General features: G+C 36.3%; 26 protein-coding genes, 2 pseudogenes and 1 riboswitch. Of the genes and pseudogenes, 19 read left to right on the forward strand and 9 right to left on the reverse strand.

Annotated features, from left to right (window positions below):
- Window positions 1–119, forward strand: a 119-nt coding sequence (locus J7E66_RS30845) for an IS3 family transposase (RefSeq protein ID WP_215007786.1), incomplete at its 5' end; no start/stop codon positions are given.
- A 33-nt stretch (window positions 120–152) separates the two neighbouring features.
- Here the strand turns inward: J7E66_RS30845 and J7E66_RS30850 are convergent.
- Together J7E66_RS30850 and J7E66_RS30855 are read right to left on the reverse strand one after the other, a co-directional pair.
- Window positions 153–746, reverse strand: a complete 594-nt coding sequence (locus J7E66_RS30850) for a GerAB/ArcD/ProY family transporter (RefSeq protein ID WP_215007737.1) — start codon at window positions 744–746, stop codon at window positions 153–155.
- Window positions 727–2,271, reverse strand: coding sequence for a spore germination protein (locus J7E66_RS30855; protein WP_215007740.1), 1,545 nt, complete (start codon window positions 2,269–2,271; stop codon window positions 727–729). The genes J7E66_RS30850 and J7E66_RS30855 overlap by 20 nt, the downstream gene beginning before the upstream one ends.
- Window positions 2,272–2,946: 675 nt before the next feature.
- On the opposite strand from J7E66_RS30855, the gene J7E66_RS30860 reads away from it, so the two are divergent.
- Window positions 2,947–3,168 carry a hypothetical protein gene (locus J7E66_RS30860; protein ID WP_215007797.1) on the forward strand — a complete coding sequence of 74 codons (222 nt, stop codon included), beginning with the start codon at window positions 2,947–2,949 and terminating at the stop codon, window positions 3,166–3,168.
- Between the two features lie 11 nt (window positions 3,169–3,179).
- Here J7E66_RS30860 and J7E66_RS30865 read toward each other — a convergent pair.
- Together J7E66_RS30865 and J7E66_RS30870 are read right to left on the reverse strand one after the other, a co-directional pair.
- Window positions 3,180–3,275 (reverse strand): annotated as a pseudogene (locus J7E66_RS30865) (transposase); the annotation flags it as partial.
- Between the two features lie 200 nt (window positions 3,276–3,475).
- Window positions 3,476–4,483: a DUF3231 family protein gene (locus J7E66_RS30870; protein WP_251033223.1), complete on the reverse strand. Its 1,008-nt coding sequence runs from the start codon at window positions 4,481–4,483 to the stop codon at window positions 3,476–3,478.
- A 164-nt stretch (window positions 4,484–4,647) separates the two neighbouring features.
- Between J7E66_RS30870 and J7E66_RS30875 the strand changes: the two genes are divergently transcribed.
- From J7E66_RS30875 to J7E66_RS30925, 10 genes are all read left to right on the forward strand, one after another.
- Entirely contained in the window at window positions 4,648–6,135 is a 1,488-nt protein-coding gene (locus tag J7E66_RS30875; RefSeq protein ID WP_215007745.1) for a spore germination protein, read from the forward strand.
- Window positions 6,136–6,160: 25 nt separating this feature from the next.
- Window positions 6,161–7,327, forward strand: coding sequence for a Ger(x)C family spore germination protein (locus tag J7E66_RS30880; RefSeq protein WP_215007747.1), 1,167 nt, complete (start codon window positions 6,161–6,163; stop codon window positions 7,325–7,327).
- A 3-nt stretch (window positions 7,328–7,330) separates the two neighbouring features.
- A complete protein-coding gene (locus tag J7E66_RS30885) occupies window positions 7,331–7,573 on the forward strand; it encodes a hypothetical protein (protein ID WP_215007749.1) in 243 nt (80 codons plus the stop codon).
- 41 nt (window positions 7,574–7,614) lie between these two features.
- Entirely contained in the window at window positions 7,615–8,721 is a 1,107-nt protein-coding gene (locus J7E66_RS30890) for a GerAB/ArcD/ProY family transporter (protein ID WP_308162637.1), read from the forward strand.
- 253 nt (window positions 8,722–8,974) lie between these two features.
- On the forward strand, window positions 8,975–10,432 hold the full coding sequence (locus tag J7E66_RS30895) for a GMC oxidoreductase (protein ID WP_251033224.1): 1,458 nt from the start codon (window positions 8,975–8,977) through the stop codon (window positions 10,430–10,432).
- Complete coding sequence (locus J7E66_RS32195; protein WP_251033225.1) at window positions 10,429–12,744, forward strand: TIM barrel protein; 2,316 nt, start codon at window positions 10,429–10,431, stop codon at window positions 12,742–12,744. Before J7E66_RS30895 ends, J7E66_RS32195 begins: the two co-directional genes overlap by 4 nt.
- A gap of 2 nt (window positions 12,745–12,746) precedes the next feature.
- Window positions 12,747–12,902 (forward strand): hypothetical protein, encoded by a 156-nt coding sequence (locus J7E66_RS30910; protein ID WP_215007753.1) that lies wholly within the window; start codon window positions 12,747–12,749, stop codon window positions 12,900–12,902.
- A 59-nt stretch (window positions 12,903–12,961) separates the two neighbouring features.
- The gene (locus tag J7E66_RS30915; protein ID WP_215007755.1) at window positions 12,962–13,624 is read left to right on the forward strand and encodes a GGDEF domain-containing protein; all 663 of its coding nucleotides are present in this window, start codon (window positions 12,962–12,964) and stop codon (window positions 13,622–13,624) included.
- Window positions 13,625–13,673: 49 nt separating this feature from the next.
- On the forward strand, window positions 13,674–13,973 hold the full coding sequence (locus tag J7E66_RS30920) for a hypothetical protein (protein WP_168243944.1): 300 nt from the start codon (window positions 13,674–13,676) through the stop codon (window positions 13,971–13,973).
- 237 nt (window positions 13,974–14,210) lie between these two features.
- Window positions 14,211–14,696 (forward strand): hypothetical protein, encoded by a 486-nt coding sequence (locus J7E66_RS30925; protein WP_215007757.1) that lies wholly within the window; start codon window positions 14,211–14,213, stop codon window positions 14,694–14,696.
- Between the two features lie 235 nt (window positions 14,697–14,931).
- On the opposite strand, the gene J7E66_RS30930 is transcribed toward J7E66_RS30925, so the two are convergent.
- Window positions 14,932–15,417, reverse strand: coding sequence for a YhcN/YlaJ family sporulation lipoprotein (locus J7E66_RS30930; RefSeq protein ID WP_215007759.1), 486 nt, complete (start codon window positions 15,415–15,417; stop codon window positions 14,932–14,934).
- Between the two features lie 441 nt (window positions 15,418–15,858).
- Here J7E66_RS30930 and J7E66_RS30935 point away from each other — a divergent pair, with 441 nt between their 5' ends.
- Window positions 15,859–16,728 carry a hypothetical protein gene (locus J7E66_RS30935; RefSeq protein WP_215007762.1) on the forward strand — a complete coding sequence of 290 codons (870 nt, stop codon included), beginning with the start codon at window positions 15,859–15,861 and terminating at the stop codon, window positions 16,726–16,728.
- 164 nt (window positions 16,729–16,892) lie between these two features.
- Here the strand turns inward: J7E66_RS30935 and J7E66_RS30940 are convergent, their stop codons facing one another.
- Window positions 16,893–17,240 (reverse strand): hypothetical protein, encoded by a 348-nt coding sequence (locus J7E66_RS30940; RefSeq protein WP_215007765.1) that lies wholly within the window; start codon window positions 17,238–17,240, stop codon window positions 16,893–16,895.
- A gap of 567 nt (window positions 17,241–17,807) precedes the next feature.
- On the opposite strand from J7E66_RS30940, the gene J7E66_RS30945 reads away from it, so the two are divergent.
- The 4 genes and pseudogenes from J7E66_RS30945 (at window position 17,808) to J7E66_RS30965 (ending at window position 21,230) form a co-directional block, all read left to right on the forward strand.
- A complete protein-coding gene (locus J7E66_RS30945; protein WP_215007768.1) occupies window positions 17,808–19,076 on the forward strand; it encodes an ATP-binding protein in 1,269 nt (422 codons plus the stop codon).
- 192 nt (window positions 19,077–19,268) lie between these two features.
- Window positions 19,269–19,443, forward strand: a pseudogene (locus J7E66_RS30955) (DDE-type integrase/transposase/recombinase); the annotation flags it as partial.
- Window positions 19,424–19,654: a hypothetical protein gene (locus J7E66_RS30960; RefSeq protein ID WP_215007800.1), complete on the forward strand. Its 231-nt coding sequence runs from the start codon at window positions 19,424–19,426 to the stop codon at window positions 19,652–19,654. The pseudogene J7E66_RS30955 and the gene J7E66_RS30960, both read left to right, overlap by 20 nt.
- Window positions 19,655–19,850: 196 nt before the next feature.
- Window positions 19,851–21,230 (forward strand): Mur ligase family protein, encoded by a 1,380-nt coding sequence (locus tag J7E66_RS30965; RefSeq protein ID WP_215007771.1) that lies wholly within the window; start codon window positions 19,851–19,853, stop codon window positions 21,228–21,230.
- A gap of 160 nt (window positions 21,231–21,390) precedes the next feature.
- Here J7E66_RS30965 and J7E66_RS30970 read toward each other — a convergent pair whose 3' ends face one another.
- Both J7E66_RS30970 and J7E66_RS30975 read right to left on the reverse strand, forming a co-directional pair.
- Entirely contained in the window at window positions 21,391–22,419 is a 1,029-nt protein-coding gene (locus tag J7E66_RS30970) for a YheC/YheD family endospore coat-associated protein (RefSeq protein ID WP_215007774.1), read from the reverse strand.
- 136 nt (window positions 22,420–22,555) lie between these two features.
- Entirely contained in the window at window positions 22,556–23,773 is a 1,218-nt protein-coding gene (locus J7E66_RS30975; protein ID WP_215007777.1) for an ATP-grasp domain-containing protein, read from the reverse strand.
- 207 nt (window positions 23,774–23,980) lie between these two features.
- Between J7E66_RS30975 and J7E66_RS30980 the strand changes: the two genes are divergently transcribed.
- Window positions 23,981–24,271, forward strand: a complete 291-nt coding sequence (locus J7E66_RS30980) for a hypothetical protein (protein WP_215007780.1) — start codon at window positions 23,981–23,983, stop codon at window positions 24,269–24,271.
- A 220-nt stretch (window positions 24,272–24,491) separates the two neighbouring features.
- On the opposite strand, the gene J7E66_RS30985 is transcribed toward J7E66_RS30980, so the two are convergent.
- Window positions 24,492–25,919, reverse strand: coding sequence for a PQQ-dependent sugar dehydrogenase (locus J7E66_RS30985; protein ID WP_215007783.1), 1,428 nt, complete (start codon window positions 25,917–25,919; stop codon window positions 24,492–24,494).
- A gap of 399 nt (window positions 25,920–26,318) precedes the next feature.
- Between J7E66_RS30985 and J7E66_RS32200 the strand changes: the two genes are divergently transcribed.
- On the forward strand, window positions 26,319–26,504 hold the full coding sequence (locus J7E66_RS32200; protein ID WP_251033226.1) for a hypothetical protein: 186 nt from the start codon (window positions 26,319–26,321) through the stop codon (window positions 26,502–26,504).
- A 57-nt stretch (window positions 26,505–26,561) separates the two neighbouring features.
- Window positions 26,562–26,676, forward strand: a riboswitch (TPP riboswitch).
- Window positions 26,677–26,753 lie beyond the last annotated feature (77 nt).

A 26,753-nucleotide genomic window follows, 5' to 3' on the forward strand; every position in this document is an offset into this window, starting at 1 on the left:
TTGAGGAATTACAAGATTTGATAGGAAATTATATTGAAGAATATAACAATGATCGTTATCAATGGGGCCTAAATAAAATGACTCCGGTCCAATACCGGAGTCATCTAATAGCAGCTTAAACATGGTCTTTTTTAGACTGTCCATTTTATAGGTTACAGTTCAAACATAGAGAAAGCAGCTTCTTTTGAACCTTTCAATATCGTTAGAATGCTATGGTCCCCGACTGGAAAGATATACAGGAAGTTCGCATCCTTCATTGCATACACAATCAACACGAATAATACAAACAGAATGGGGGATATCAGTACATAAAATCTCGCAATACTGGTTAAACCTGCACTGACGATGTAAATGCAGGTGATGAGGATTAAAACCATTGTAATCCAATTAGGGGTACGCGGTAAGATCCATTTATCCAGGATATCACTATATCTTGCTAAAACTAAGCTCCCTGTTACCATAAAATAGAGTGCATAACTGAGAATGAATAGCTTCCCGACAACTTTCCCCAGTAATTTTGGGAGTATTTCGTACAAAGACGACGAAGGAAATCTTCTGCTTAGTCCCCAAAAGGCAAAAATAATCGCCTGCGAGATGACTCCTGCTAGTAGAGTGGAAATCCAGCCATCCTGTTTGGCTAATAATGCTACATCATGAGGCAACGATAATATTCCTACACCAATTTGGGCCTGGATAATCATAAAAACAAGCTGTTTGTTCGTAATGCTATTCTTGTTTTGTTTCATTACTATCCCAGCCCCTTGCCAAAGATTGCTTTTTCAGTCTGTTCGGTTTTGAATCAAGCGGACGCGTATTAAATTTCCATAGGGGCAAACGGATAAACGTATCTTTCATGTCTTTTAATCGAAATGGTGCCCAAGGTGCAAAGTAGGCTGTGCCAAATGATTCTAACCTGCATAAATGAGCTAAAATAAACATAAACCCAAAGGTAATCCCTACAAATCCAAAGGTTGACGCCAAAATCATATGGGGAAAACGTAAAAATCGTACAGCATCACTCATTTCTGTGGTCGGGATGCTGTAGGCTGCAATGGCCGTTATCGCTACAACCACAATCATGGTATTCGAAATGAGGCCTGCACGGACAACTGCATCACCAATAACCAAACCTCCGACAATACCGATGGTTTGGCCAATCCTTGACGGAAGGCGTACCCCCGCTTCACGAATCAGTTCAATGGTCAACTCCATGACAAGTGCTTCAATTAACGGAGGAAAAGGTATATTTTTGATGGAACTTACAACAGGGAGAACTAAATCATCCGGCAGTACTTCAAAATGAAAACCAATCACCGCGATATAAATAGCAGGCAAATTAACCGCAATGAAAATGCTTACGAGCCTCATGGAACGGATAAAGGTTCCGATCATCCAGCGTGAATTATAATCATCAGGTGAATGGAAAAATGCAAAAAAAGTGACGGGAATAATTAAACAAGCAGGAGACCCTTCCATCAAAACCGCCACTCGTCCTTCATTCAGATGACTTACAACACGATCTACTCTCTCTGTACTTAAAATCTGAGGAAAGGGGGACCATGTGGAATCTTCGATCAATTCCTGAAGAGCTCCAGTACTGGGGATATAATCCATTGGAATATGTTGGACCCTCCGTTTAAATTCGGTGACCATTTCAATATTTGCAAGGTCTTTCATATAAACCATAGTTATTTTGGATTGAATCTGGTTACCCACTGTTATATGTTCTATGGTAAGGTTTGCGGTTCTACACGATTTCCTAATTAAATGAAGATTAGTTGTAATATTTTCGATAAAACCTTCATGAGATCCCTGAATGACTTGTTCATTACTAGGTTCTATAATGGTCCTCTCTTTGGAGAGGCCAACTTCTACCATGTAGAATTCTTTGACACCCTCCAAGAACAGGATAGAAGACCCATTCAAAAGTGCTTCTTGAGCTTTGAATAAGTTATCTGATTTAAGAAAGTTAGAATAAAGAACACTTTCGAACGGGGCACACTCCGATTCCATCATCGGTTTTACAATATCCCTTTGAATCTTATCCTTATCTGCCATCGTATCTAAGAAAATCAAAATTCCCCGATTATTTCTTTCATTTAATTCCATAATCATTAAATCTGCTGAATCAGAAAATGTATGTTTAAAAAAAGAAATATTTTCATCTATGGTATGGAAAACGTCTTTAAACGATATAGGGTCCTGATTTGAAGCATCTGGTTGGATATCCCTTTTCATGAACTTTTTTAAAGCGAGGTTAATGAATTTCATTTTTTACTCCATTATCAAAATGTTTCCATTATCATCCCCAAAATATGCTATAACTATGTATTTGTTTGTGGCATGAAGGAAGTATCAGTAAATACGCATCCCTATTCTTTATATGGAGCAGATTAACATATGAAAAATAAAGGATTTTTCATATATGACTCTCATGAAAATAGGTTTCTTCAAGATTAGAAAAATGACAATACTTAAGAAGAACCTGCTCGATCGGTAAAAAAAAGAGGAGAGCGATAATTAATAAGACTATGGATTAGGGTTGACTGGATTAAGGTCAGTATCAGCATTGACACTTCCTAACCATTTTCATTCTCTGTGGTGAAGCGCCGATTTTTGCGCTTAAATGGATGGCAACCAGTGGAATAAAGAAAAGACCCACCATAACAAGTGGGTCTCACTCCTTAATAAAAATTATTATAAACTCATTTTCACAAAGAGGTGTCTTTTTTAAATGGTATAGCTTTACATGTATATGCAGATAATACCTTTAGAAAAAATCCAGAGGTGGGAAAATGTTTAATAATAATGGCAAAAATCTTTTTTTATCCATATTGGTTGAAGTTCTTTCTAATGTTGTATATTCAGTTTTAATTTCTTCAAAATCATATGGTAAATGAAATAATTATTCGGTTCCCTTTCAAAGACCGAACAGAAGAGATAAAAATGAAAGTCACTTTGACATCTGAGGACATGAATAAAATTAAGGATGCTGCAGGAATGAGTATAAAAATAAAAGTAAAGCAGTCAGAAACAGGTACAGAAAAAGTATTTACTGTGGCAATAGAACGTTTCAATCAAATAGATGGAAAAGTGATAGCTATTCCTAGTGAATCATCTGTAAACGAGATTGAAGACTTCGTGTACGGGAAAAACAAAGGGTTATAGCGTATCGTAAATCTTAAATACTTATTTCTTTTTTTAGTTTTGCCTGATTTCCTTTTTCCAGCACTTTCATTTTGCCCAGGAACTAATCCTGCCCAATTCTTCATTCTTCTTCTTCATACTACGTCTAAAGGCACCTAATTTTGGCGAGCCGAAAGCGAAGAAGAAAAGAAATCATGGAGAGATTCGCAGTCTTTCACCAGAGACACGAGCAAGTTAAATGATTGCTATAAAAAAAGAGGCAACGAACCCAATCGAGGGCGTTGCCTTTTCTTTTATCTGGTGAAAAGCAGGTAGAAAACAAATTGATTCAATTACCTTTTATTATTTGATCTCTATCCTCCATTTGTGGAGGTTCTTCAAACCACCCATTCTTAATCTTAATTTCAATTCCATCTTGTCCGTAGAAATATACATCTTTGGCAAGTAGTGTTAATTTCATGGATATATCATTTCTTAAACTAAAAAAGGTTCCAAAACTACCTCCGACAAGTCCAAATCCATTGAGAAGGTAGATGCAATGCATCATGAGCCTATCCGAAAAGGGAGCAATGGTTGAAGTAGTTACGGTGCTTCCAGATGTAGCAGAGAATTGAACATTACTCTCTAAAAGAATGTCCTCAAATGTTTTGATTTGTTTCTTACAAAGTTCCATTCCTTTTACAAAATATTGTTTAACATCTTTGTTCTTTGCACATTGTGCGAAACCAGTAATCAATTGCATTCCAATATTGTTTGTCTCAATTCCATGGTGAAGAATACCAAGCTCAATGTCATTTAAAGACCTCTTGTGATTAAAAGGGTTAAATCCTTGCATATACCTTTTGCTTTGAATAAATTCAGTTGTTTTTGGCATTGTAACTTTTGGGGGGAGGGTTAGAATCCCTCTTTCCAGCAGATAAAGGGTAGACAATTTATAAACTTTTTGAGTAACAGAAGTCAGTCCCTCATAAATCTGCATAACTTTATCGTTATATGCCATATTCATATTAATGGTGTACATCCCCATGCTTACTTCTTTTAAAATACGGACAAACATAATGTCAAATCCATTATCGTATAACTTAGGAGCTTCTAAGTTTACGTCTTCTTTTGTAAATCCAACAGGCTTCACCATTTTTTGGTCTCTAAATATTTCTTCCATTTGCAAAACAAAATAATTCAGTTCTTGCCACAAACCGCCCATAATATTTCTAGCTTGTTGGTCATCCGATTTTTCTATAAAGTATTCCAATATTCTCATAATAAGGGTTTTTTCTATGTAGGTAAGCCAAAGTGTTCCCACTTCTGGTGCACTTATAGGGTTTGTTAGAATCAAATCTATAACCTCCATGACTTTTTAATTTTAGTATGTTCAAAGGGAGGGAAATTAGTCAATTTTAAAACGTTACTTCCATAAGGGGTCGATCTTTCTTCTTTTTCGGAATAATTTTTAACCTTTATACCATAATAAGATAATAAAAGAAAAAAGAGGTTACTGTAATGTTTTTTAAAGAATCTACAACAATCTCTAAAAATTCAAACGAAAATCTTGAGAAATTAAAAGCTGTTCTTTCTAACTGCGAAGATCTAAAAATCTTTCCGTGGCAATATGGGCCGGATTTAATCTATAACGCTTTCTCGGTTTATTTCGAGACATTGGTTCAAGAGAAAAGCGTAAATTATATGAAAGAATCCATGCAGGATTTGGTACCACATGAAGTTGGTCCAGCAACGATGATTAAACCGAGAGATGTCATAAAATTTTTCAGTCAACATGGAATATCTGGTCAAAACGCTGTTCTAGTTGATAGCTTTGACCAGGCTGTGGACAACATTTTACAAGGACACATTGTGATCTTTTTTGATGGTTGGAACAAAGTGTTGTCCTATGCGCAAGCTAGTCAAATTAACACACGACAAGTGACTGAACCTGTAACTGAATCGGTGGTACAAGGCCCCCGTGAAGGAACTGTTGAAGATCTGCAAAGAAATATCGGGTTGCTTCGAACTCGATTACAGAACCCCCATTTTAAAATTGAGAAATTTAGAGCAGGAGGAGCTACTAAAACCGAGATTGCCTTTGGTTATCTAGAGGGGACGGTTAACGTTGAAATGTTAGCTGAATTTAAGAACAGGATCGAAACAGCTAAAAAAGGGGACGTTTTAGAAACAGCATATATTGAGGAGTTAATTGAAGATTCAACTTATTCGCCATTTCCCCAATACCGGTCTACTGAACGTCCGGATGTAGCTGTTTCTAGTTTATTAGAAGGGAAAATAATTGTAATGGTACAAGGTACCGGAACCATTTTAATTTGCCCCGGATTATTAACGGAATTCTTCCAAGCAAGTGAAGATTATTATCATCGTGTTGTGTTTTCATCATGTATTCGTCTGTTAAGAATTGCTGCCTTTTTTATCGCTCTATCATTACCGAGTATTTATGTTGCTTTAACCACTTTTCATCCTGAACTCATACCAACCAACCTTCTAATGGCCATTCTGGATACTCGAGAAGGGCTTCCTTTTCCGGCGTTTGTTGAAGCAATCATAATGATTTTTTTCTTTGAATTACTCCGAGAAGCCGGCATTCGTTTGCCAAGGCCAGTTGGTTCGGCGGTAAGTATTGTTGGAGCCTTAATAGTTGGTGATGCAGCCATTACTGCCAACATTGCTTCTCCTATTATTGTTATTTTAGTTGCATTAACTGGAATTGCTTCATTTTCTATCCCTCACTATAGCATCTCTATCAGTTTACGGATTCTCCAATTCCCTTTAATGGTTTTAGCTGCTGTATTGGGGGGATTTGGGATTATGATCGGTTACCTACTCATTATGTTACATATAACACAGTTAAGGTCATTAGGACAGCCATACTTTAGTCCACTAACTCCATTCAGACCGAGGCTGTTACTCGATGTATTAATTCGTGCACCAATTAAAACATTGTGGAAGTCCCCACGAGTACGTGGAATGCGTAAAAATTAAATCACCTAAGAAAGTATGGTAGACAATGAATTCAATCGCCATGAAAGCTTTGCCTATTATGTTTTTATTACTATCTTTAACAGGGTGTTGGGACAGTAGGGAGTTAACGGAATTTGGATTTATCATGGGGATTAGTTTAGACCAAACAGAAGAAGGCATGATTGAAATAAACGCTCAATCCTATTCACCGACAGAAACGACAGGAGGAATGGGCGGCGGGGAAAAACAAGCCTATACAAATATTAAAGCGATAAATGAAAGTGTCTTTGACGGAGTTCGTGACATAAATCGATATTTAGGACGTTTACCCCGTTGGAGTCATATGCGTGTCATATTAATTGGAGAAGAGTTTGCAAAGGAACACGATATTGGGGAGATTCTTGACTTTTTTAATCGTAATGAAGATGTTCGCCTCACTACCTTGGTTATTGTTACTAATGGAAAAGCTGCTGACTATTTGACAATAAAGCCGTTTATTGAAAAAACAGTAAGTCAGCAATTGCAAACTATTATCGAAAGTTCTACCAAATATGCAGGTAAGACAATTAAAGCTAGCATGTTAGATATAGATTTGCAATTAAAAAGTAAAGCGAAAACGGCTTTAATCCCGTATTTTAAAATCAAGGAAGATCAACAAAAAGCTCCCTATAGCAGCGGGGTGGCAATTATTAGTAAAGGGAAAATGGCAGAACTCCTAGAACCGAGTGACGTTCAAGAAGTTCTTATGTTAATGAATAAATTTAAAAGCGGGATAATTGAGTTTCCTTGTTTGGATGAAGGGAGTCAAGATTCTTCGAAAATGGAAGCGTTAGAAACTTCCTTAATTAAAACAAAAATAACTCCCAAATTCACCATGAAACCACCCACTATTCACATGTTGACTAAAATAGAAGGAATGATTGGAGAACTAAGTTGTACTACTATAACCAATGTTGGCGAAGAAAAAAAATTAGAAGATCATATAAAAAAAATAATAGAAAAGAAGATCGAATCAGTGATTGAACGTATGCAGGAAGAGAAAGTGGATGTGTTGGGAATGGGGAATAAACTGTATCAACAAGACCCTGCCTTATGGAAAAAATGGGAAAAGGATTGGGACGACATTTTTGCTGACATCCAATTTATCATTGATGTTGAAGTGAATATTAGAAGTACGGGCATGCCTATTGGCGAAAAAGTAACGGGGGAATAGACATTGTTTGAGAAAACTGTTTTTCTTGTTATCGTGTGCTTAGGTATTTTGTTTTGCGACGCTCCAAAATTAAAGCAATCAAATCGTAGAGATCGTATCGTTTATGGACTACTGGCGCTGCCCATCCTATACCTTAGTGGCGTTTATGTGTTGGATTTAGCATGGCCAAATTTAGATGAACTCGTTCACTTCCTTTTTTCAAAACCTGCCCATAAAATTGTCGAAGCTATCAAGGTACCCATATAAGCTCTAAATGGGATAGGAAAGGAGGGAATAAATTGAATAAAGTGGAAACAGTAAGTTCTGGACAAATGGCGTGTTTATTTCTCTCTTTTATGCTTGGATCTTCCTATATTAATATCCCACAGCCTTTGACGTTAGCTGCTAATAATGGAGCGTGGCTATCAGTAATTATTGCTAATGGTTATGGATTACTTTTATTGGCATGTGTTTTATATTTATATGGTAAAAATCCAAATTGGACTATAATCGATTATAGCAGGAAATTACTTGGAAAATGGATTGCGCTATGTATTTGTATTCCGATACTGATCGTGCTTTTTTTAATTATTTCTTACATTATCATTGATATAGGTGGATTTTTCACTACTGCAATGATGACAGAAACACCCGCTTATGTATTTCATGTTCTCATATTGCTGGTAGCTGCGTTAACGGCAAGAGCAGGTATCGAGGTAATGGCCAGAATGTTTATTTTGCTTCTTTGCTATTCAATCTTTTTTGCATTGATAGTGATAATATTGAATTTACCAAATTATCACGTAGGAAATCTCCTACCTATTTTTCCAGAAGGAATGAAACCGGTTATACATGGTACTTATTCCATACTGGGTTTCCCATATGGTGAAATAGTCCTTTTTTCATTTTTACTTCCATTTGTTAATAAGGAACAGGCCAAGTCATTAAAAAAATATATGTTCTCAGCTCTTTTGCTTCAAGGTTTTTTAATCATTACCTCTATTCTTTGCACGATTATGGCTTTAGGACCACTTTCAGGCACATATAAATTTTCACTTTTTGAATTGGCACGTTTGGTTAATATTAAGGAAATTATTACAAGGAATGAGTCTTTCATTGGTATCGCCTTGATTGTTGGTTCCTATATGAAAGCAACCATCATGCTGTTTGTTTTAAAAGTGATCCTATCAAGATTATTAAAATTAAAGGATGAACAGATTATTATCTTTCCTGTTACGTTTATTACCCTCCTTCTCACACTTACCATGTTCAAGTCAGATATGGAGCATTTTGAAGCAACATTTATTATTTGGCCATTAATTGTTACTACCCTTGTCGTTCTTCCATTCCTTTTTATTACCATCATGGCATTTTTCAGGGGAGAGAAAATAGAAGTGAAAGACGATCGCTTTTAGTAGTAGCCGTATGTTGGTTTCCCTAGGGAAATCAATTTCATTCATTTTTCATCTGTATATGATAAGCAGCCTATGCTTTTTTAAAGCACTTGGCTGCTTCTTTTTATGCCTAACTTCTAGGAATAACTAGTTATCTTTAATAATATGAATGAGGAGACGGTATCTGTAATTGTATCTTTTTAATATAGATCACTTTTGCTTACGGTCAGATTCAGATTATAGTTAAGCATCAATAAAGGGATGTGAGAAGCCATTGAGGAATAATTGGATTCCTTCTACTCCTTTAGAACAGATGGCCAATACCGAATACGATGTTTTGATTATTGGCACTGGTGCAGGCGGGGGAGCAGTTACCTGGAGAATATGCGAACAATGGGGGAAAAATGAAAAAAAAGTAGGTGTCGTTGAATCTGGTGATTTTTTGCTCCCAACACAAGCAGCCAATATTCCTACTATGAATAGTGAACGTATGAACAAACTTCATGAGTATGTATCAAAACCATTAGGTAGATTTAATCCCGAATTTCAGGGGGCTAAACAAGTTTTTGCCTTTGGTGGAAGAACTTTATTTTGGAATGCAATCACCCCACGGTTGAATCAGTTAGAACTTAGACAATGGCCTGTCACGGTCCAAGAGATGGAATCTTATTATACAATTGCAGAAAGGATAATGAATGTATCAAGAGAATACACAAAGGGTTCCCAAATCACAGAAATATTGTTGAATAGATTGCAGTGGAAGGGTATTACAGAAGCTGCTCCTGCTCCTATAGCCGCCGAACTTGGTCCTGGAATTTATGGACAGGAGGGTTCAGATGTATTTTTTGGAGCAATCGATTTCTTTGCAAATGCATTAAATTACCGCCCATTCTATTTAACTGTAAAAACTCGTGCCGTTCAAGTACTTGTTGAAAGTGGAGAAGTAGTTGGCGTAAAGGTCCTATCTTCAGAAAAAAAACCTTATATTTTAAAAGCAAAGACCGTTGTATTGTCAGCTAGTACATTTGAAACACCTCGATTGCTTCTTCACTCGGGAATTAAAGGGCAAGCCATCGGACATTATTTAATGAATCATTCTTTTGTGTTAGCCACTGGAACAATGAGCCGAGAGGAATTCCCGGAACCTTTAGGAACTTTAAGCATTTTAATTCCTTCAACATCTGATAGGCACTATCAAATACAGCTAAGAGGACCAAATGGATACTTTTGGTACCAACCCTACCAAACAAAATCTTTTCTAAAGGAACTAGAAATAAATTTTGTTTGTTCTGGTGAGGTTGATCCTAGATTTGAAAATAAAGTTACATTAGATCCCTATAAAACGGATGAATTCGGGGTGCCAGAAGTACAAATACATTTTTCCTATAGTGAAAAGGATCAAGCCATCATCCGTGAAATTGCTGGTGCAATTGAACAGATATCTTCTTTTTGTGGTATAAGTATGCATTCGAAACCGGGCCAGCCTTCCATCTGTCTAATGCCGCCGGGTGATCAAAATCATGACTCAGGAACCTGCCGAATGGGTATGGATCCATCAACCTCTGCAGTTAACAAGTATGGGCAAATACATGGTGTGAAGGGACTATATGTTGCTGATAACAGTGTCATTCCCTCCATCGGTTCGGCAAACCTGACACTGACTACAGTTGCCTTAGCCATTCGAACAGCAGATTATATCATCCATCAGGATCAGGAGCGTGCCTTCACATGATTACATTAACAGCTTTTGGTGATGAAATTTCACCCGATTTGGAAATTCAAATGGATACTTTGGCCTCCGAAGGGATTTATTATATTGATTTACGTGGTGTAGGAGGAAAAAATGTTTTACAACTCAATGATGAGGAAGTAGCAGAAGTAAAAAAACGCCTGGATGCTCGAGGTTTTCGCATTTCCTCCATTGCTTCACCGATCGGGATTATTCCTATAACAGATGATTTTACTCCACAGCTTAATGATATGAGACGGGCCATTTATTTAGCCAAATATTTTGGTACACCCTACATTCGGATTCGCTCTTTTATCATTCCTCAAGGAAAAAATCCTTTAAAGTATAGAGATGAAGTTTTAAGGCGAATAAAAGATTTGACTCATATCGCTGAACATGAAAGTGTCATCCTTCTTCTTGAGAACGATACGACAATGTATGGGGATACCGGGGAACGCACACTTGATATTCTTCAAAGTATCAACTCCACTAATCTTCGTTTTGCGTTTGATCCGGTTAATTTTTTACGCTCCTCCGTGCTGCCAATGTCCCATGCCTATCCTCTTGTAGAGCCTTATATTTCTTACATTCATCTGAAGGATGCTCAAATAGATACTGGTAAAGTGGTTCCGCCTGGAAAAGGAGACGCTGAAATTGTAAAATTACTTACTTCATTAAAAGAGAAAAGATATTCCGGATTTATATCGATTGAACCAAAGGGTATGCCAGGTATCGCTGATCGGGATTTCTTCTTGGTTGCAGCAAAAGCCTTGAAAACGCTTTTAAATAAAATAGGATTAAAGTGGGATAAAAATAATCCCGATCTGGATACTTACAGTAAATTTTCTACTTCATCTGCCATTAAACCGAAACAAGCCTCTTTCCCCCCGGCTTGCCCTCAGGTGATCTCACCGGAAACTGTCGATTCCTGGATTCCACTCTCCCCGTTAGAAAAAATGGCGCAAACAGATTATGATGTGTTGGTTATAGGGAGTGGAGCAGGAGGAGGAGCTGCCTTATGGCGGCTTTGTGATCAATGGAGAAATAATGGAAAACGAGTTGGTATGATTGAAGCAGGAGACCTATTGTTGCCAACACATGTTGAAAATCTCGGATTATTCTCCCGCGAACGAGCATTACAATATATTTCTTCTATAACAAGACCACTTGGGAAAAGACTTCCTGAATTTTCAGGTGCAAAACAAGTTTTTGGTCTAGGGGGCCGGACTATACAGTGGGCAGCAGCTTGTCCTCGAATTCCTTCCTATCTTATTTCACAATGGCCTATCCCACTAAAAGAGATGAATATTTACTACAAAATCGCTGAACAGGTCATGAATGTGAATAAAACCTTTTCGAAATCGAGTTTACCCACTCTAATCATTCTAAACCGTCTTTGGGCAAATGGATTTTTTAAAGCGACAAGTATTCCTTTTGCTGTCGACATAACACCTACTAAATATGGCGCGATCCATTCCAACGCTGTATTTAGTTCCATCCTATTCCTTGCAGAAGCTTTAAATTACAGGCCATTTGATCTTGCTGTCAATGCTCGTGCCGTTCAACTGCTTATTGAAAAAGGAAAAACAGCGGGTGTTAAGGTCGTATCTCCGGATTTGAAATCATACTGGATCAAAGCAAAAACGATTGTTTTGTCGGCAAGTACTTTTGAAACTCCACGCCTGCTCCTTCATTCAGGAATTTCTGGTCCAGCCATTGGCCACTTTCTTATCGATCATTCTGCTTTAGCTGCAAATCCAATAATCAATCGGAAGTTGTTACCAGAGGATTTGGGGAGGATTGGTATTTTGATTCCAAATACGAAGGACAATCCTTATCAAATCGAATTTGGCATGCTTGAAAAACCGCTTCAAGATGAGTTAGAGATGATCTTCCATGGTTATGGAAATGTAGAACCACGATTTGAAAACATGATCTTTCTTGATCCCTATGAGAGAGACAAATATGGTGTACCAAAGATCCAGGTTCATTTCAATTTTAGTAATCGGGATCGAGTTGTCATTCAGCAATTGGCAGCAGGAATGGAAAGGGTTCTTACGTCCTTAGGCATCATTGACGGGCAGCCCAAGATTTATCTGCGTGCACCCGGGGATGATAACCATGAATCAGGAACTTGCCGCATGGGTAATGACCCTTACACTTCTGCAGTTAATAAATTCGGTCAAATTCACGGCATTTCAGGACTTTATGTAGCGGATAACAGTATCTTACCGACTTTAGGGGCCAATCCTACACTTACAACAGTTGCCTTGGCCATTCGAACAGCGGATTACATTATTCATCAAAACAAATAAATATGGTTGCTGAAAAGCTTCATGGATGGTTAACTGGTGCTTATAGTAAAGAACCAGCTGCCATTGATGCGGCTTTTCTTATTGAACAAATTTACATTACGATTAATGTAAAAACATCAGGATGTGGTATATTAGGGGAATATACAGATTATTTATAATGGAAAATAATATAAATAAAATGTAGGTTTTAATTCGGAAAGAAAGAGTGATACATCCCTTGAAATACAAAGGAAGAATAGTAACAACCTTAATTAGTATAATTGTTGGAATACCTTATGTTGCTTATAATTATAAAACACTTCAAAGTTCGATTCGGACGTTCATAGATACAACCGTTTTGATTGTAACTACCGTGACACTCTGGTGGCTGGGAAAACAATATGACAAAGCTAAGTTTTATTCCGAAAAAGACTATTTAACTGGGCTTTACAATAGACGTTTTATTGAGGAGATTTTCCCAAAACTAATATCATCAGCGAAAAAAATCGAACAACTAAGTATATTAATATTAGATTGTAATGACTTTAAACAAATAAATGATACATATGGTCATAAATATGGAGATCTGGTACTTGAAAATATTTCGACTATACTTCTAAAAAGCACTAGCGGCAGTGACATTATCGCAAGATGGGGAGGAGATGAATTTTTAATCATTTCCCCCTTCTCAGATCAAACTGAATCTGAAGCAATGATTAAGAGGATTGAAAACGGATTGAGAGAGCTATCCCAAAAGACAGAAAAAAAAATTTCAGTTTCTGCTGGATTTGCTATTTATCCAATTGATGGAAAAGATATGGACAGTCTAATTAAGATTGCTGATAAAAATATGTATAAATTAAAAACCTTAAGTAAAAAAGCTACCCTTAAAAAAATATGAAACAATGAAAAATTATCATTTTATTAATGAGAGTAGAAAGGAGTTCTACATGAAGATGATTGATGAGTACTTCGAAACAGCGATGGAAGCCTGGAGTATGATGCAAAAGACTTCTGGTGATGAAGGGGCAGAATGGGCAGAAAGATTTGAACGCTACTTTTATGAATTTATCGATGAATTGAAGAAATGGTGGGCAACTCTTCATCCAAAACCAACGAATATAGATGAGGCTGAGGAGTTACCAGAAATAAAAAAGTGGATGGAGCAAATCCCTGCACCTGTACAACTAAATTTTCTTACAGAATTAGAGGATATTTTGGATGGAATAGATACAGAACGTTTTGATTAGGTAGTAGAGTATGGTGGAGATGTGTTGTTGTACTAAAGAAGTAAGTTAGTTGAAGAAAGAGAAATGACTCCTTTCTGTCGCTTTTGACATATATTGCGACAGAAAGGTGGCTTATGAAATCCCTCCTTTACCGAAGGTTGTGGCAAAAAATTACTTTAAGCAACTCAGTGGATTGTAAGTAACCTTGGAGGTTTATCCATTGTTATTCAAGACGGTACATCAATGGAAGTGCGTAGAATGAGCAAAATTGGCTACACAATACCATTTGATTCACATAAAATAAAGCAAATTTTAGTTTTGGGGTTGGTAATAATGGAACTTCCAAAAAATATGAGCAATAACAGAAAAGAATTCAGCGAGAAAAAAAGTAATAAAATTTTAGGACTGGAAAAAGAGGTTGCATTAGGGCTTTGGATTCAAGTAGTAGGTCAGATCATTGAAATTAAAGGTTTATCAGGGCTTTTGCATATTGAGGAAGATGCAAATACAATAGGTGAACAACAAATACTAACTGGTGTTTGGATTAAGACGATTGGACAAATATTAGAGGCTATTTCTGTATCAAGTCAAATAGGAGAAACAGATTTAATTAAACTGCTGCAAGAACAAAAACTCGCCATCACAGGAGATATGCTTGTGTCAATTGGTTCAGCTTATGAAGTAATCGGAGGAATTCATGTACTTGAAGAGGAAACAGACAAAATTTCTCGCATAGTTCCATAACGAAGAGAACTCGCCAATACTGTGGCGAGTTTTGCTTTTATGTACATCAATTGCTATGTCAAAATGAATGTCATTCACTTATAGTTCCAAGAAAGTAACCTTAAAAAGAACTCAATAAAGTATAAATCAATAACTTTTTTCTCTTTTTCAACATCATAACAAATCTAAAGGTGGATAACATATCCTAAGAACATCATAAAAAATGCTTAGCATATTGCCAAGATTTTTATTCACCTTATTTGGCTTTAGGGAATACTCTACGAATTGTTTCAGTAAACTCATTAAAGAATCCTGAGATTGGTCTACCATTACGAATATCAGAGGCATATGTGTTCATGCGATCATAAAAGTCAGGGTTTTCCGATACATATACATTATCAATATCTCGATCAGTGGATTTCACTCTTTGTGAAATCTTATGTTCAATACTATTAGTATCCTCATTTTGGGATGTAGGTGAGAGCTTTACGGCTACATATGCATTATTTTCTGTAACAATGACATTTGCCGTGTCCACTTCTTTCAGGTCGGTTACTTTTTTAGCAGCATCATCAGCAACTCTCATTCTGGAATCATTATTGTCCCTGACGTTGTTGATGTTGTTCCTTGTTACATTTTGATCACGATTTACAAGATCATTTTTATTTACGTTATTTCTGGCGCACCCTGTTAAATCCAGGCTAAATATAAGGATTGCAATTAAGATTAGGATCTTTTTCATGGTGTATTCCCTCCGTGAATTTAGTTAACAAGATTAAGTTCTCCATTTCCTTTAAAGATTAGTCATATGATGGTTTAGTTATTCAAATTGAATTGGTGGAAAAGAACCGTTGTAGTGCTTTCCATTTTTTATACTTATTACTCGGTTAAGGTGAGTACATTATTTAAGAAACGAATTAAAAGCCGTAGCGAAATGATATGGCTTCAGATTTTAGCGGGAGTGACAATTCCAACGTCAAACGAGGACGACAATTCCTGTTCCGTCATTATACACTTATTTATTACTCTAAGGTTTCGTAGTTGGAATCATTTTTTATGAAATCGAAAAATACGCAGTAAAACAAAAGGTATTTTTAAAAAACATCGTAACCGAAATAAATGCATATTTTCTGCACATTTTTGTTGTAGGATTTGTATGATTCTAATTTTTAGGAGGATTACGATGAAGCGAAGATTTCTTACATTGGTTGTTTTTTCACTAATTATATCAGTATTCTTAGCGGCATGTTCAAAAGATGATTCAATGGATCATGGAGATATGGACCATAACTCAAATAAAAAACAAACGGAAACAAGCCATGAAGGGATGAATCACGGAGATATGACATCCACTCCTCAAAAGGATAATACCAAAGTAGAGTTTTCCTTTAATGAAAAACCTGAAAGTGGAAAACAAATCCCTTTAAACATTCAGGTAAATAATAAGAATGGTCAACCAATAAAGGATTTTGATGTCGAACATGAAAAACTCATGCACTTAATTGTTGTAAGTAAAGATTTATCCTATTTTGACCATATTCATCCTGAATATAAAGGGAACGGATTATTTACAATTATTTCAAATTTTCCTTCCGGAGGGGAATATAAGCTCTTTGCCGATTTTGTACCTAAAGGAGCAGAAAAAATGGTAAAAACTTATGACGTAACAGTAGCAGGAAACAAAGTAAAGACTACACCTTTAATAGAAGAAAAGGAATTAACAAAAGTAGTGGATGGAAAAGAGGTGACGTTGAAATTTGACCATTTGATGACTGAAATGGACTTGACGATGACATTCACGATTAAAGATGCTAATACAAAGCAGCCTATTACTAATTTACAACCATATTTAGGTGCAGTAGGACATGTTGTAGCAATTAGTGGTGATACAGAAACTTATTTACATGTTCATCCAATAGACGAAAAAGCAACAGGTCCAGATGCGAAATTTATGACAAGTTTCCCTGAGGGTGGTCTCTATAAAATTTGGGGACAATTCCAACAAAACGGAAAAGTAATTACTGTGCCATTTACCATAAATGTACCAAAATAAAAAATAACTTTATTATTAAGCATTTGATAGAAGTTATTAGTAATCATTGTGATATTAAACAACATACATAACACCATTCATATAATTCTGAACGGTGTTATGTATGTGCAGCTTTAATTGGAAATGCCGCTATCCTCCAATAGGAAGAAACACATTTTTATCTTTCACTTAAACTTTGAAATCCAATACCCTACGATGACAATAGCTAAACCGAGCAACGTCTTCCAATTCGGAACTTCCTTCATGAATAAAAACCCCATCAATACACAAACCAATATTTCAATTCCTTTCGAAAAAGTAAGGGCGAAAGTTAAGTTCCCGAATACCTTGTATGTAAATTTCACCCCGAATCCGATCATCAAATTTGCAGTAAACAGAACTGGCAGAAGCTTCGTTTGATACCAAACTGTTGTCCAAAAAGCCGGATCGATGTGTTTGCTTTGATAAGCGAAAATGGCATTTACCGCTAATAGCCCTCCGAGCAGTAAAGCAATAGCATATACAAGCAACATTCTGCTACCCCCATTTCAAATAGACTGTTCCAACGATATGTTTCCCAGGGGTAACTTTTTTAACCGTGCTCAAAAGATAGAATGCGGAATAAATCGGTATCATCTAAATTGCTATAGTGTACAAGCCCATATAAAAAGACGCATTCGAAAAAATGCGCTCCGGAAGCCAGAAAGTGACTCCTGAAGTGCATTTTTTTAAGAGGTATTCTAGAAAATAGTACTATTTAATTCATCAAATCCGGTTTAGTTTTATCACAAACCAATATTAGGGATATCCAATCACACACAATGTAGGGGTAGTCCAGTGTAGCTGACATCACCCCTATATCAAAGGAAGTATTGGGCGTACCAATTTACATTATTTGTCTTAGCGTATAAAATCCGCGAAATGCCGTCAGGACCCCATACTGATCATACCCCTTTTTAGAATAATAGTATCAGTATGTCCAAGCTTTAGAGATTAATTGCGATTGTTTTGAGTTTATGCACCAGAACCCATTTTTTTCTTCTATTTTTATATTTGGTTTTCTTTTATACTAGAATGAGCCTAACAATGAGGTAAACTTTATGGAACATACTAAAAACTTGCTCTTACAAGTAATGATTATTTTGATCCCTGTCTTTTTTTATTCTATGTATTTAACCAATCGTCATCAATTCATCGAAACGAAACGTCAAAAATTAATTTTCAGTTTCTTGGCAACGATTACGTTAGTATTGTGCATGTCCTTCCCGATCTATTCGGATGTAAACGAGCGAAGTGACCTACGGTTTGTAGCTCTTATGATCGGTATATTTTATGGAGGAGGATACTCAACAGGTATTGTTCTCACGATCATCTTATTGTTGTATCGTTGGTATTTCGGGGGGGAAGGTTTTTATTCAACGGTATACGAAGTCCTTTTCTTCTTACCCATGTTTTTTTTAGCATATCCACGTTTCATCCAACAGGATCGAGCAGGTCGAATGAAACTGGCTTGGATGATAACATCGGGGATGTCCTTAATCTTCATCCTAGTGGATTTTCAAGAGATGGATTTTTTTAACCACACACTTCAGGAAATTTTAGCGATATGTGTTGCCACCATCGTAACCATCTTTTTGATTGAAACCTTAAGGGAAAATGCCCAGTTACACATGGAAGCTCAACAGGCGGAAAAATATAAGATACTCGGAGAATTGGCCAGTTCCTTTGCTCATGAAGTTCGAAATCCCATGCAGACCAATCGAGGATTTCTCCAGTTACTTCTACAATCACCAATTTCAGAGACGTATAAAAGGTATGTTCAAATTTGTATAGAAGAAGTGGATCGAACGAATGACGTCATTACCGAATATCTTTCGCTTGCCAAGCCAGAAGCGGATACGAAAGAGTCCGTCGATGTTTGCCAAAAAATACAAACAGTCGTCAAGATTCTCTACTCCTATGCTTTAGAACGAAAAGTAAGCATAGACCTCCGACTTCCGGAGCAAGAGTGTACGATATTGGGTCATCCCCCAAAAATGAAACAAGCCTTCCTCAATATCATCAAAAATGGCATCGAAGCGATGCCTCAAGGTGGTGCGGTTTCCATTTGCGTGAAACAGGAGTCACAGCATGTGATGATCCAAATCCAAGATGAGGGAGTGGGGATGGATGAAGACGAAGTGAAACGTCTAGGACAACCATTTTATTCCCTGAAAGAAAAAGGAACCGGCATAGGACTCATGGTGAGCTATCGCATTATCGACTCGCTTCATGGAAAAATCACCGTCCAAAGCCAAAAAGGAAAAGGAACCACGTTTACCATTCGGTTCCCTCTCCATAATTGTAAAAATATCATCACCATTAACTGACAAACATGAGCGTTAGCTAAAAATAAAAGTATATGAACCGACAGGAGTTAAAGGGTATTGGATCGTAGATAACCGTACTGAGACAGTTGAAGTGTTTATCTTTATAGAAGTAAGTATTTTTGAAGACTTTATCATCGATTTAAAGAACATACTTCTATAATACAATTTCTAACCATCTATGAGCGTGTCGTTTATCTAAGTGAATCAAGAGATTAACAAGCAGCCAAGCGCTTTCTCAAGAAAGCCTTGGCTTTTTTTGTATGTTTCCAGACCACGTGTCATAACAGTGGATAAAAACCCAGCTTATCCTGTAGCAATTCAGGAGTTAAAAGAGGAGAAGCGTATGCTTGAAGAGGTACGGAAACGATTCGAAGAATGAGGGGCCACATGTGAAATATTTTCCAATAGGTATGAAGTCCTTCGTGATTTATCCCCACTATACAAATCACGAAAAGATTAGAATCCGTCATAAGAAATGGATGCCAACAACTGCCTATTCAATCGATTGGTTTTTTATTGAAAAGCCAAGGGAATTGCACCAAAATTTAATGAAGACTTGGGAAGAAAAAAAGCATTAGTTTCCATTTCAAATTCTCAGGTGAATATAGCGGAAAATAAAGCATTGTTTGGTATTTATCACACACCTGCAATAGGGGACACGTCATATGATACATTAGCTTTTGAATTTAAAAGTGATTCAATCACTACTACCATATAGAACCGTATTATGGGGGGAGAGGTTTTTTTCAAAAAAGGGACTTCAGGAGGGACATTTTGAAGGCATTATTATTGGAGAACATTTTAACTGCAATGAACATTCAGCCTAATGAAAAGCAAAAAGGTATACGAATCAAGAACGTCACTTATAACAGATTTGAAATTAGGAGTCATACGTTATTTTATCGTTGGAACAATAGAGCGGTGCCTGTTGAAACTATAAAGAAATACAAAAATGTATTCATCGTTACCGATACACCATTTTCTCATATGGAAAAATTAAATCCTAATCAAATCATTATGGTAAAGGATCTCAAAGACAGTTTCTTTAAATTTACTTCGTATTACAGGCATCTGTTTAACATTCCTGTAGTCGCCATTACTGGGACATGTGGAAAGTCTACTACGAAAGAAATGCTAAAACACATTTTGGAAGAAACACACAAGGTGCAGGCAACAATATCAAGCAAAAATGCCAATTGTTACAACCTTCCTTATTTAATGGGAATTGATGAAGATACGGATGTGGCAGTGTTTGAAACAGCTGTATCTTCAAAAGGGGATATGACGGAGTCCTGTAAGTATTTTTACCCGACGATTGGGATTATGACAATGATTGATGTGGATCATACGGATAAAATTCGATCATTTGATCATTATCTAGCAGAAAAGGCAAAAATAATGCAAGGTATGAACAATGAGGGAATTCTCATCCTAAATTCGGACGACCCATATCTCTCCACCATTGATACTTCTAAATTTATGGGAGAGATTATAACGTTCGGAAAAAACAAGGATGCTATTTTTAGGATTAAGGAGTATCAATATCATTCATCTGGCATGACTTTTTGGATGGAATATAAGCAAAGTAAATTTAAAGGATATATACCGGGTCTTGGTGAGCATAGTGTATATAATGCAGCCGCTTCATTAGCAGCCGCTGCAATCTTAGGAGTGGATATTCACTATGCTATAAAGAGATTATCTTCTTATCATCACATGAGATCCCATTTTCAAATCATCGAAGGACGAAATCAAATTACGTTGGTGGATGATACTTGGAAGTCAAATCCTGCTTCCTTAAGAAAAGGCTTAGAAACATTAAGCAGTATTGCATTGCCATCCCAAAGAAAAATTGCTGTTCTGGGAAGAATGGCAGCACTGGGAAAATATGCAGATGAAGAATACGAAAAGGCAGGACATCTAATCGGTGCCTTGGGGGTCGATATTCTCATCACCAAAGGGTTTATTGCAAGAGATTTTGAAAAGCCAGCTATAGAGGCAGGAGTAAATCCGCATAATGTTTATCATTTTTCAGATGCAGATGAAATAAAGAGATTTTTTGATTCATTTTTAATCCCAAATGACATTGTTTATTTCAAAACGGGCGGGGATGACTCAGACTTCGATGATGTCATCGAATATTTAAGAAGTTAAAATGGTAGAAACTTTTCTCATAAAAAGGCAGCTTTCCTTTAATGAACGGCAACTCAATTGTTCACAATTGAAGGTCTGTTCATTAGCGGCAAGCTGCCTTTTGGGGATTAAATATTTGTTCCATGATGAAAACCTTTATAACTGGCTAATCTGGCTTAGATTATTTCCCGTTTGTATCAGCTAAATATTTAGCATACAAAATCGTATTTTTGGCTACATCCAATTCAAGATTATAAATATTAGGTGGGCCTGGTCTCCAATTTACTTCAAAAAGCCATAGTTTTTGGTTGGCATCAATTCCGACGTCAATTCCTAATTCGTCCAATTCACTGTCATATAAAGAATCAAAATGATTTGAGAAACTTATCGCAAACTGTTCAAGATACCTTTGAATATCATACCAGGAGTTACCAAACTCTGTTTTTAAAAAAATATCCAGGTAAGTACTATAACCACCACTCTTCATATTAGATGTGATGGTCCCTAAACGCCCGATCCGTGGATAAATAGAAGTAATAACCCATTTTCCTTCTCCATTTTTTTGTACATGCAACCGGAAATCAAAAACATGACCAGATTTTGTTTGACTTGTAATAAACTGTTGAACTACGTAATCTTGTTCTTGTATTTTAAGAGATAACAAGTCTAACAATTGTTTTTCATTTAAGGTTAATACTAGGCCTGCATCATTCATTTTGTAATGATTTGCCCCATATTTTTCAATAAAAACAACGCCCCCTCCTTGATGCCCCGTTAACGGTTTGATAATCACTTTTTTATAACGACGAATTATGTCAAAAAAAATCTGAACGTCAGTTAATTCATAAAAAGGAATAAGGTAATGATTAAATTTATTTGCCTTTTTAATTCTGTTATATACCGATAATTTGTCCCCAATTGAATGACTTGTAAACGGAATCCTATCAAACAAATAATCAAAGATTTGTTTAGTCTTCTCACTTGCAACATAACTTGCATTATAAATGACATCAGGGAAAGGAAATTCCTTTTCAATCCATTGTCCATTTTCATAGGCTTTTCCTAAAATCTTTTGCTGTTTTATATTCACCTTCCCTAGGGTAAAGTAAAAAAAGGTTACACCTTCTGCTTTTGCTACAGCAGCATAAGCATATGCTTTCTTTACATTACTTGGATCACTGCGATGATGAAGCATGCCAATTAACGTCATTTTACTTCTTTTCCACCTCTCCACATTCTTTTTCTAATAAAAAGACTAGAATGTTTGTTCAATCATTAATAGCTCAACTAATCTCTTAAAACCTCTGTTTTTATAGATCATACTCATTATTTGTCACTTGAAATTTTTAAATTGGGTCAAGGAAGAAACGTATTTCGCTAGCTGCTCCCATAGCAATTCTTTTCGCTTCGAATTTATTCTCTGAGGATGCCAAAATGTATCCGCAACGGTCTCCCATTGATAAAGGCGGACGTACTATCTGTCCTTGTCGGGGTTTTATATACACCTCTTCTACACCGGGAAATTGAGAGACCCGTTCTTTCCCCGTAACCTTCATTAATTTTCCTTTAGAATCAACTGTTAAATAATGTGCATATACATACTTACTGTGTTTTTTAGTAAGGCAAGGCTCATTTCCTAACATTAATTGAATGGTTTCCTCTACTAAATTAATCCCAAATCCGACTTCAATGATTCGATTCATCGCGCCACCTGAGATTCTTGGGTTAATTTCAATTAATTTCCAAACTCCATTTACTAAACGCATTTCAAGGTGACAGGCACCGTTTTTCATTTGAAAAGCCTTTAAGATGGAACTTACTGTCTCAAGGATACTATTGTATGTCCTTTGATTGACATCTGTTAGTAAACAATATCCGGTTACGATAAATCGTTGTAAAAAAGTAATCTGTTGTTCGATTATCGCGACAATATGAACTTTTCCATTGCGTACTAAAACTTCAATTAAATATTGGGGTCCTATTAGATACTCTTCCAATAAAATCTGTTCATTTTTTTTTAGTAATTCTTGTAATGCCAGCTTTAACTGATTCTCGTTATTTGCCAAATGGACATCTTTTGAGCCGGCAGATGTGGGAGACTTTACAATAAGAGGTAAATAGTTATTGGCTTGACCGATAAAATTCTCAAAGGAAAAATCATCTGGTTTATAAAGGGCATAATAAGGAGAATTTGGGTGTCCTTTGAGAAGCTCACGAGTTAAAACTTTATTTTCCATTTTTAATATTGAATCAGTAGAGACTACACTTGAACAAAATTCTTCTGATAAGGCGGCTGCTACATGAACGTAAGAATGTACAAAACTCAAAATGCCTTTTATTCGTTTACCTTGTCTTTGTAGTTTGTTGAGGGTTTTTTTTATTTCATCATTATTGGATAATTCTACTAAAATCATTTGATGGACTTCGGGAAATTCTGTTCTTTGGTGAATGTATTTTTGCCTATTGGTTAATAACACCGTAAAATAGCCGAGTCTCTCTGCAGCTTTTATTGCTTCTCTACTGGACCCGGATTTGTTAGTTTCAATAAATACAATGGTTTGCATAAGCTTTGTCATCCTATCTTTGGCGGTTTTTTATTGAAGGATTTAGCTTTACCAGTTTTACTCGAATAAACTGATAAGTACAATTTATTATATTGTCATAAGACAAGAGTGGTATGGACAATCGTCATCATTCTTAAGACAATTAAATTAGAATTTGAACAGAGTTCATAAAAGGACAAAACTACCGTATGTAGAAAGGTGATATACATGAATATGATTGATGAGTACTTCGAAACAGCGATGGAAGCCTGGAGTATGATGCAAAAGACTTCTGGTGATGAAGGGGCAGAAAGATTTGAACGCTACTTTTATGAATTTATCGATGAATTGAAGAAATGGTGGGCAACTATTCATCCAAAACCAACGAATATAGATGAGGCTGAGGAGTTACCTCAAATAAAAAAGTGGATGGAGCAAATTCCTGAACCTGTACAACTAAATTTTCTTACAGAATTAGAGGATATTTTGGATGGATTAGATACAGAACGTTTTGATTAAGAAGTAGAGTATGGTGGAGATGTGTTATTGTCCGGTGAAGTTTAATGGAAGAAGGGGTTTGTGTATTATTTGTGGAAGTTTAAAAAGTTACAAACGAATGGGTTTACGCGTAAAAGAACAATGGGACTGCTGAAACAGCAGTCCCATTGTTCTTTTATGTTTCAAGTAAATGACAGGTTAGTTCAAAAACATTATCAGCTTTACCATATAACATCTGCATTTAAAATGTAGTAGATGGTACAATTTCAAAAATAGTACCTTGGTTAAAATCAGTCACTTTCATAGAGCCATAAACCCCTAAATATAGTCTAGTTTGATCCAGATTCGTTCCCAAAGTAACATAATAAGCTGATTGAGACCCAAAATTATAATCGGTTTCAATCACACTAAAATCATTTAGTTTACCATCTGTTCTAACCCTGCTATAAGCTAAAACCCCTCTAACTGGAGGTCGAGATTCTTCAACACGGGAAAGGTCGGTAAACACAACACTTCCCGTTAAATTGGGGATTCCATTCCCCATAAAGGCTTGCACTCCTGTAAGTGCCGTTCCTCCAAACTTATCGGGGCGGGGATCTTTATGAAAATAACTAGTTAGAGGATGAAGACGTTTCGCGGAAGTGTTTATAGCTTCATTGTAATAAGCAATTGTTTTCTCTTCTAAAGTCGGATTTGCAGAACAGCCCCTTATAATTGACGTAGGAAAAGCACCTTCCCACCCTCGCCAGCCAAAGTTAATAAATCCCTCTTGGACAGGTTCGGTGTTTCTTAAAGAAGTTTGAATCAGCTGAGTAACCGGAATTGGTTTATAATGAACGAATGAAAAAATCGACTCTACCAAATCCTGTCCGACATTTCCCACATATTTGATATACTGTTTATTAAACTTTTGAAATGAAATGCCTGGTATATTACGAACCCCTTTGGCCATTACCGTGAGCGTTTCCTGAATAGTTGCAGGAAGTTCATTAAAACGTGTGACTACAGGTGGATTGTTGATAAATGTATTCTTACCAACATCAATTTCAATGATTTTACCGGCGATTTCCATATCGTTCTGGCTTAAATTAAATGGATCATAGCCTGATCCACCATCTCCGGTTGTTAAAACAAGTCTTCCTGTTTCAGGTGAAAAGTTTAAGCTATTGACACCATTATGATTTAAAAATGGTCTTCTTAAGTTAAGTAAAGTCCGTCGTCTTTGAGGTTGACCATTCGATTGTAAGATCCATTCTTCAACTGTATCAATATGATCATATTGAGTTTCTCTATTTATCCACCTTAGGTTTAAAGTGCTGGGATCACACGGGTTAGGATTAAAAGGTTCAGGAAGAGCACCTGGACCTTGTGTTCCAGCTACTGAATAATGAAGATAAAACAGACCGTTATAATAAAATTCGGGATGAAACGCTAGCCCTAGCAATCCCCGTTCATCATATCCACCACCAGAAACACCTAGTTTTATGACTCGCGGGCGAATATCTAAAAAAGTCTTTAAACTTGAGTTTCCTATGTAAAAGATCTCTCCTACCTGGGTTGCAATAAATAATCTTTCAATTGAGTCACCCGGAAGTATAGTTGATTTCAAAACAGCGGGTAAATTTATCTTACTTACCATGGGCCGTAAACTAACCTTAATTTTTATCAACTAACTTTACCTCCTCCTTAATTGATTTCTTTTTTAAGAATATGATTAGGACTGTTCTATTAGTACCAAATTAGGGCAGGGGAGTCTGACAACTATCCTGCTTACTTTAATAGAAAAAGAGATCGTTTATCGACGATCTTTTTTATGAGTAAACATAATCGTAGAAATAGTTACTCTATATTCGAACGGGGTGGAATGGAAAAAGAGCCAATTTTTTAGACTTGAAATAACCAAATAATTGTGATTTCATAATGAAGTAAACTTATAAAATGAAGGAGCGAGAAAGATGAAGTTTCCTAAAAATATTATACTAGATTCTGTTGCCGAACGTAAAAACCATGAAAGTTACGGAATAGAATTTATTAGGAACTTGGAAATGATGATGCTGGATATTCCGAGATGTTAGTAATTATTTTCAAATACAAAGATAAATATTATAGTGTGGATATCCAACATGTAAATGGAGAAAACAATTACGACCATTGGGATGATGAAATAGATTGTCCAGAGGTAGTTAGGAAAGAGGCTATTCAATATTATTGGGAAGAAGTGAATTGCCGTAAAAAAGCGACTATATCACTTTAAATAATATTATGTGTTTCATTTTAGCCGATACTCATATATAATGTAACTTAATTGAATATAAATAACTAGGGGTGCCCAATAAGTTGGGCTGAGAAAGAAACACGATAAAGTTTCTTGACTCTTGGGACCTGATCTGGATCATACCAGCGTGGGGAAGTTAGAATAGACAATCTTCAATGCACCTATACTTCTGCATACATATTAGCCGGGTCCAACCATTTATGGGGCCGGCTTTTTGATGTACTTTTA

It is taken from the genome of Bacillus sp. ISL-7, from assembly GCF_018613065.1.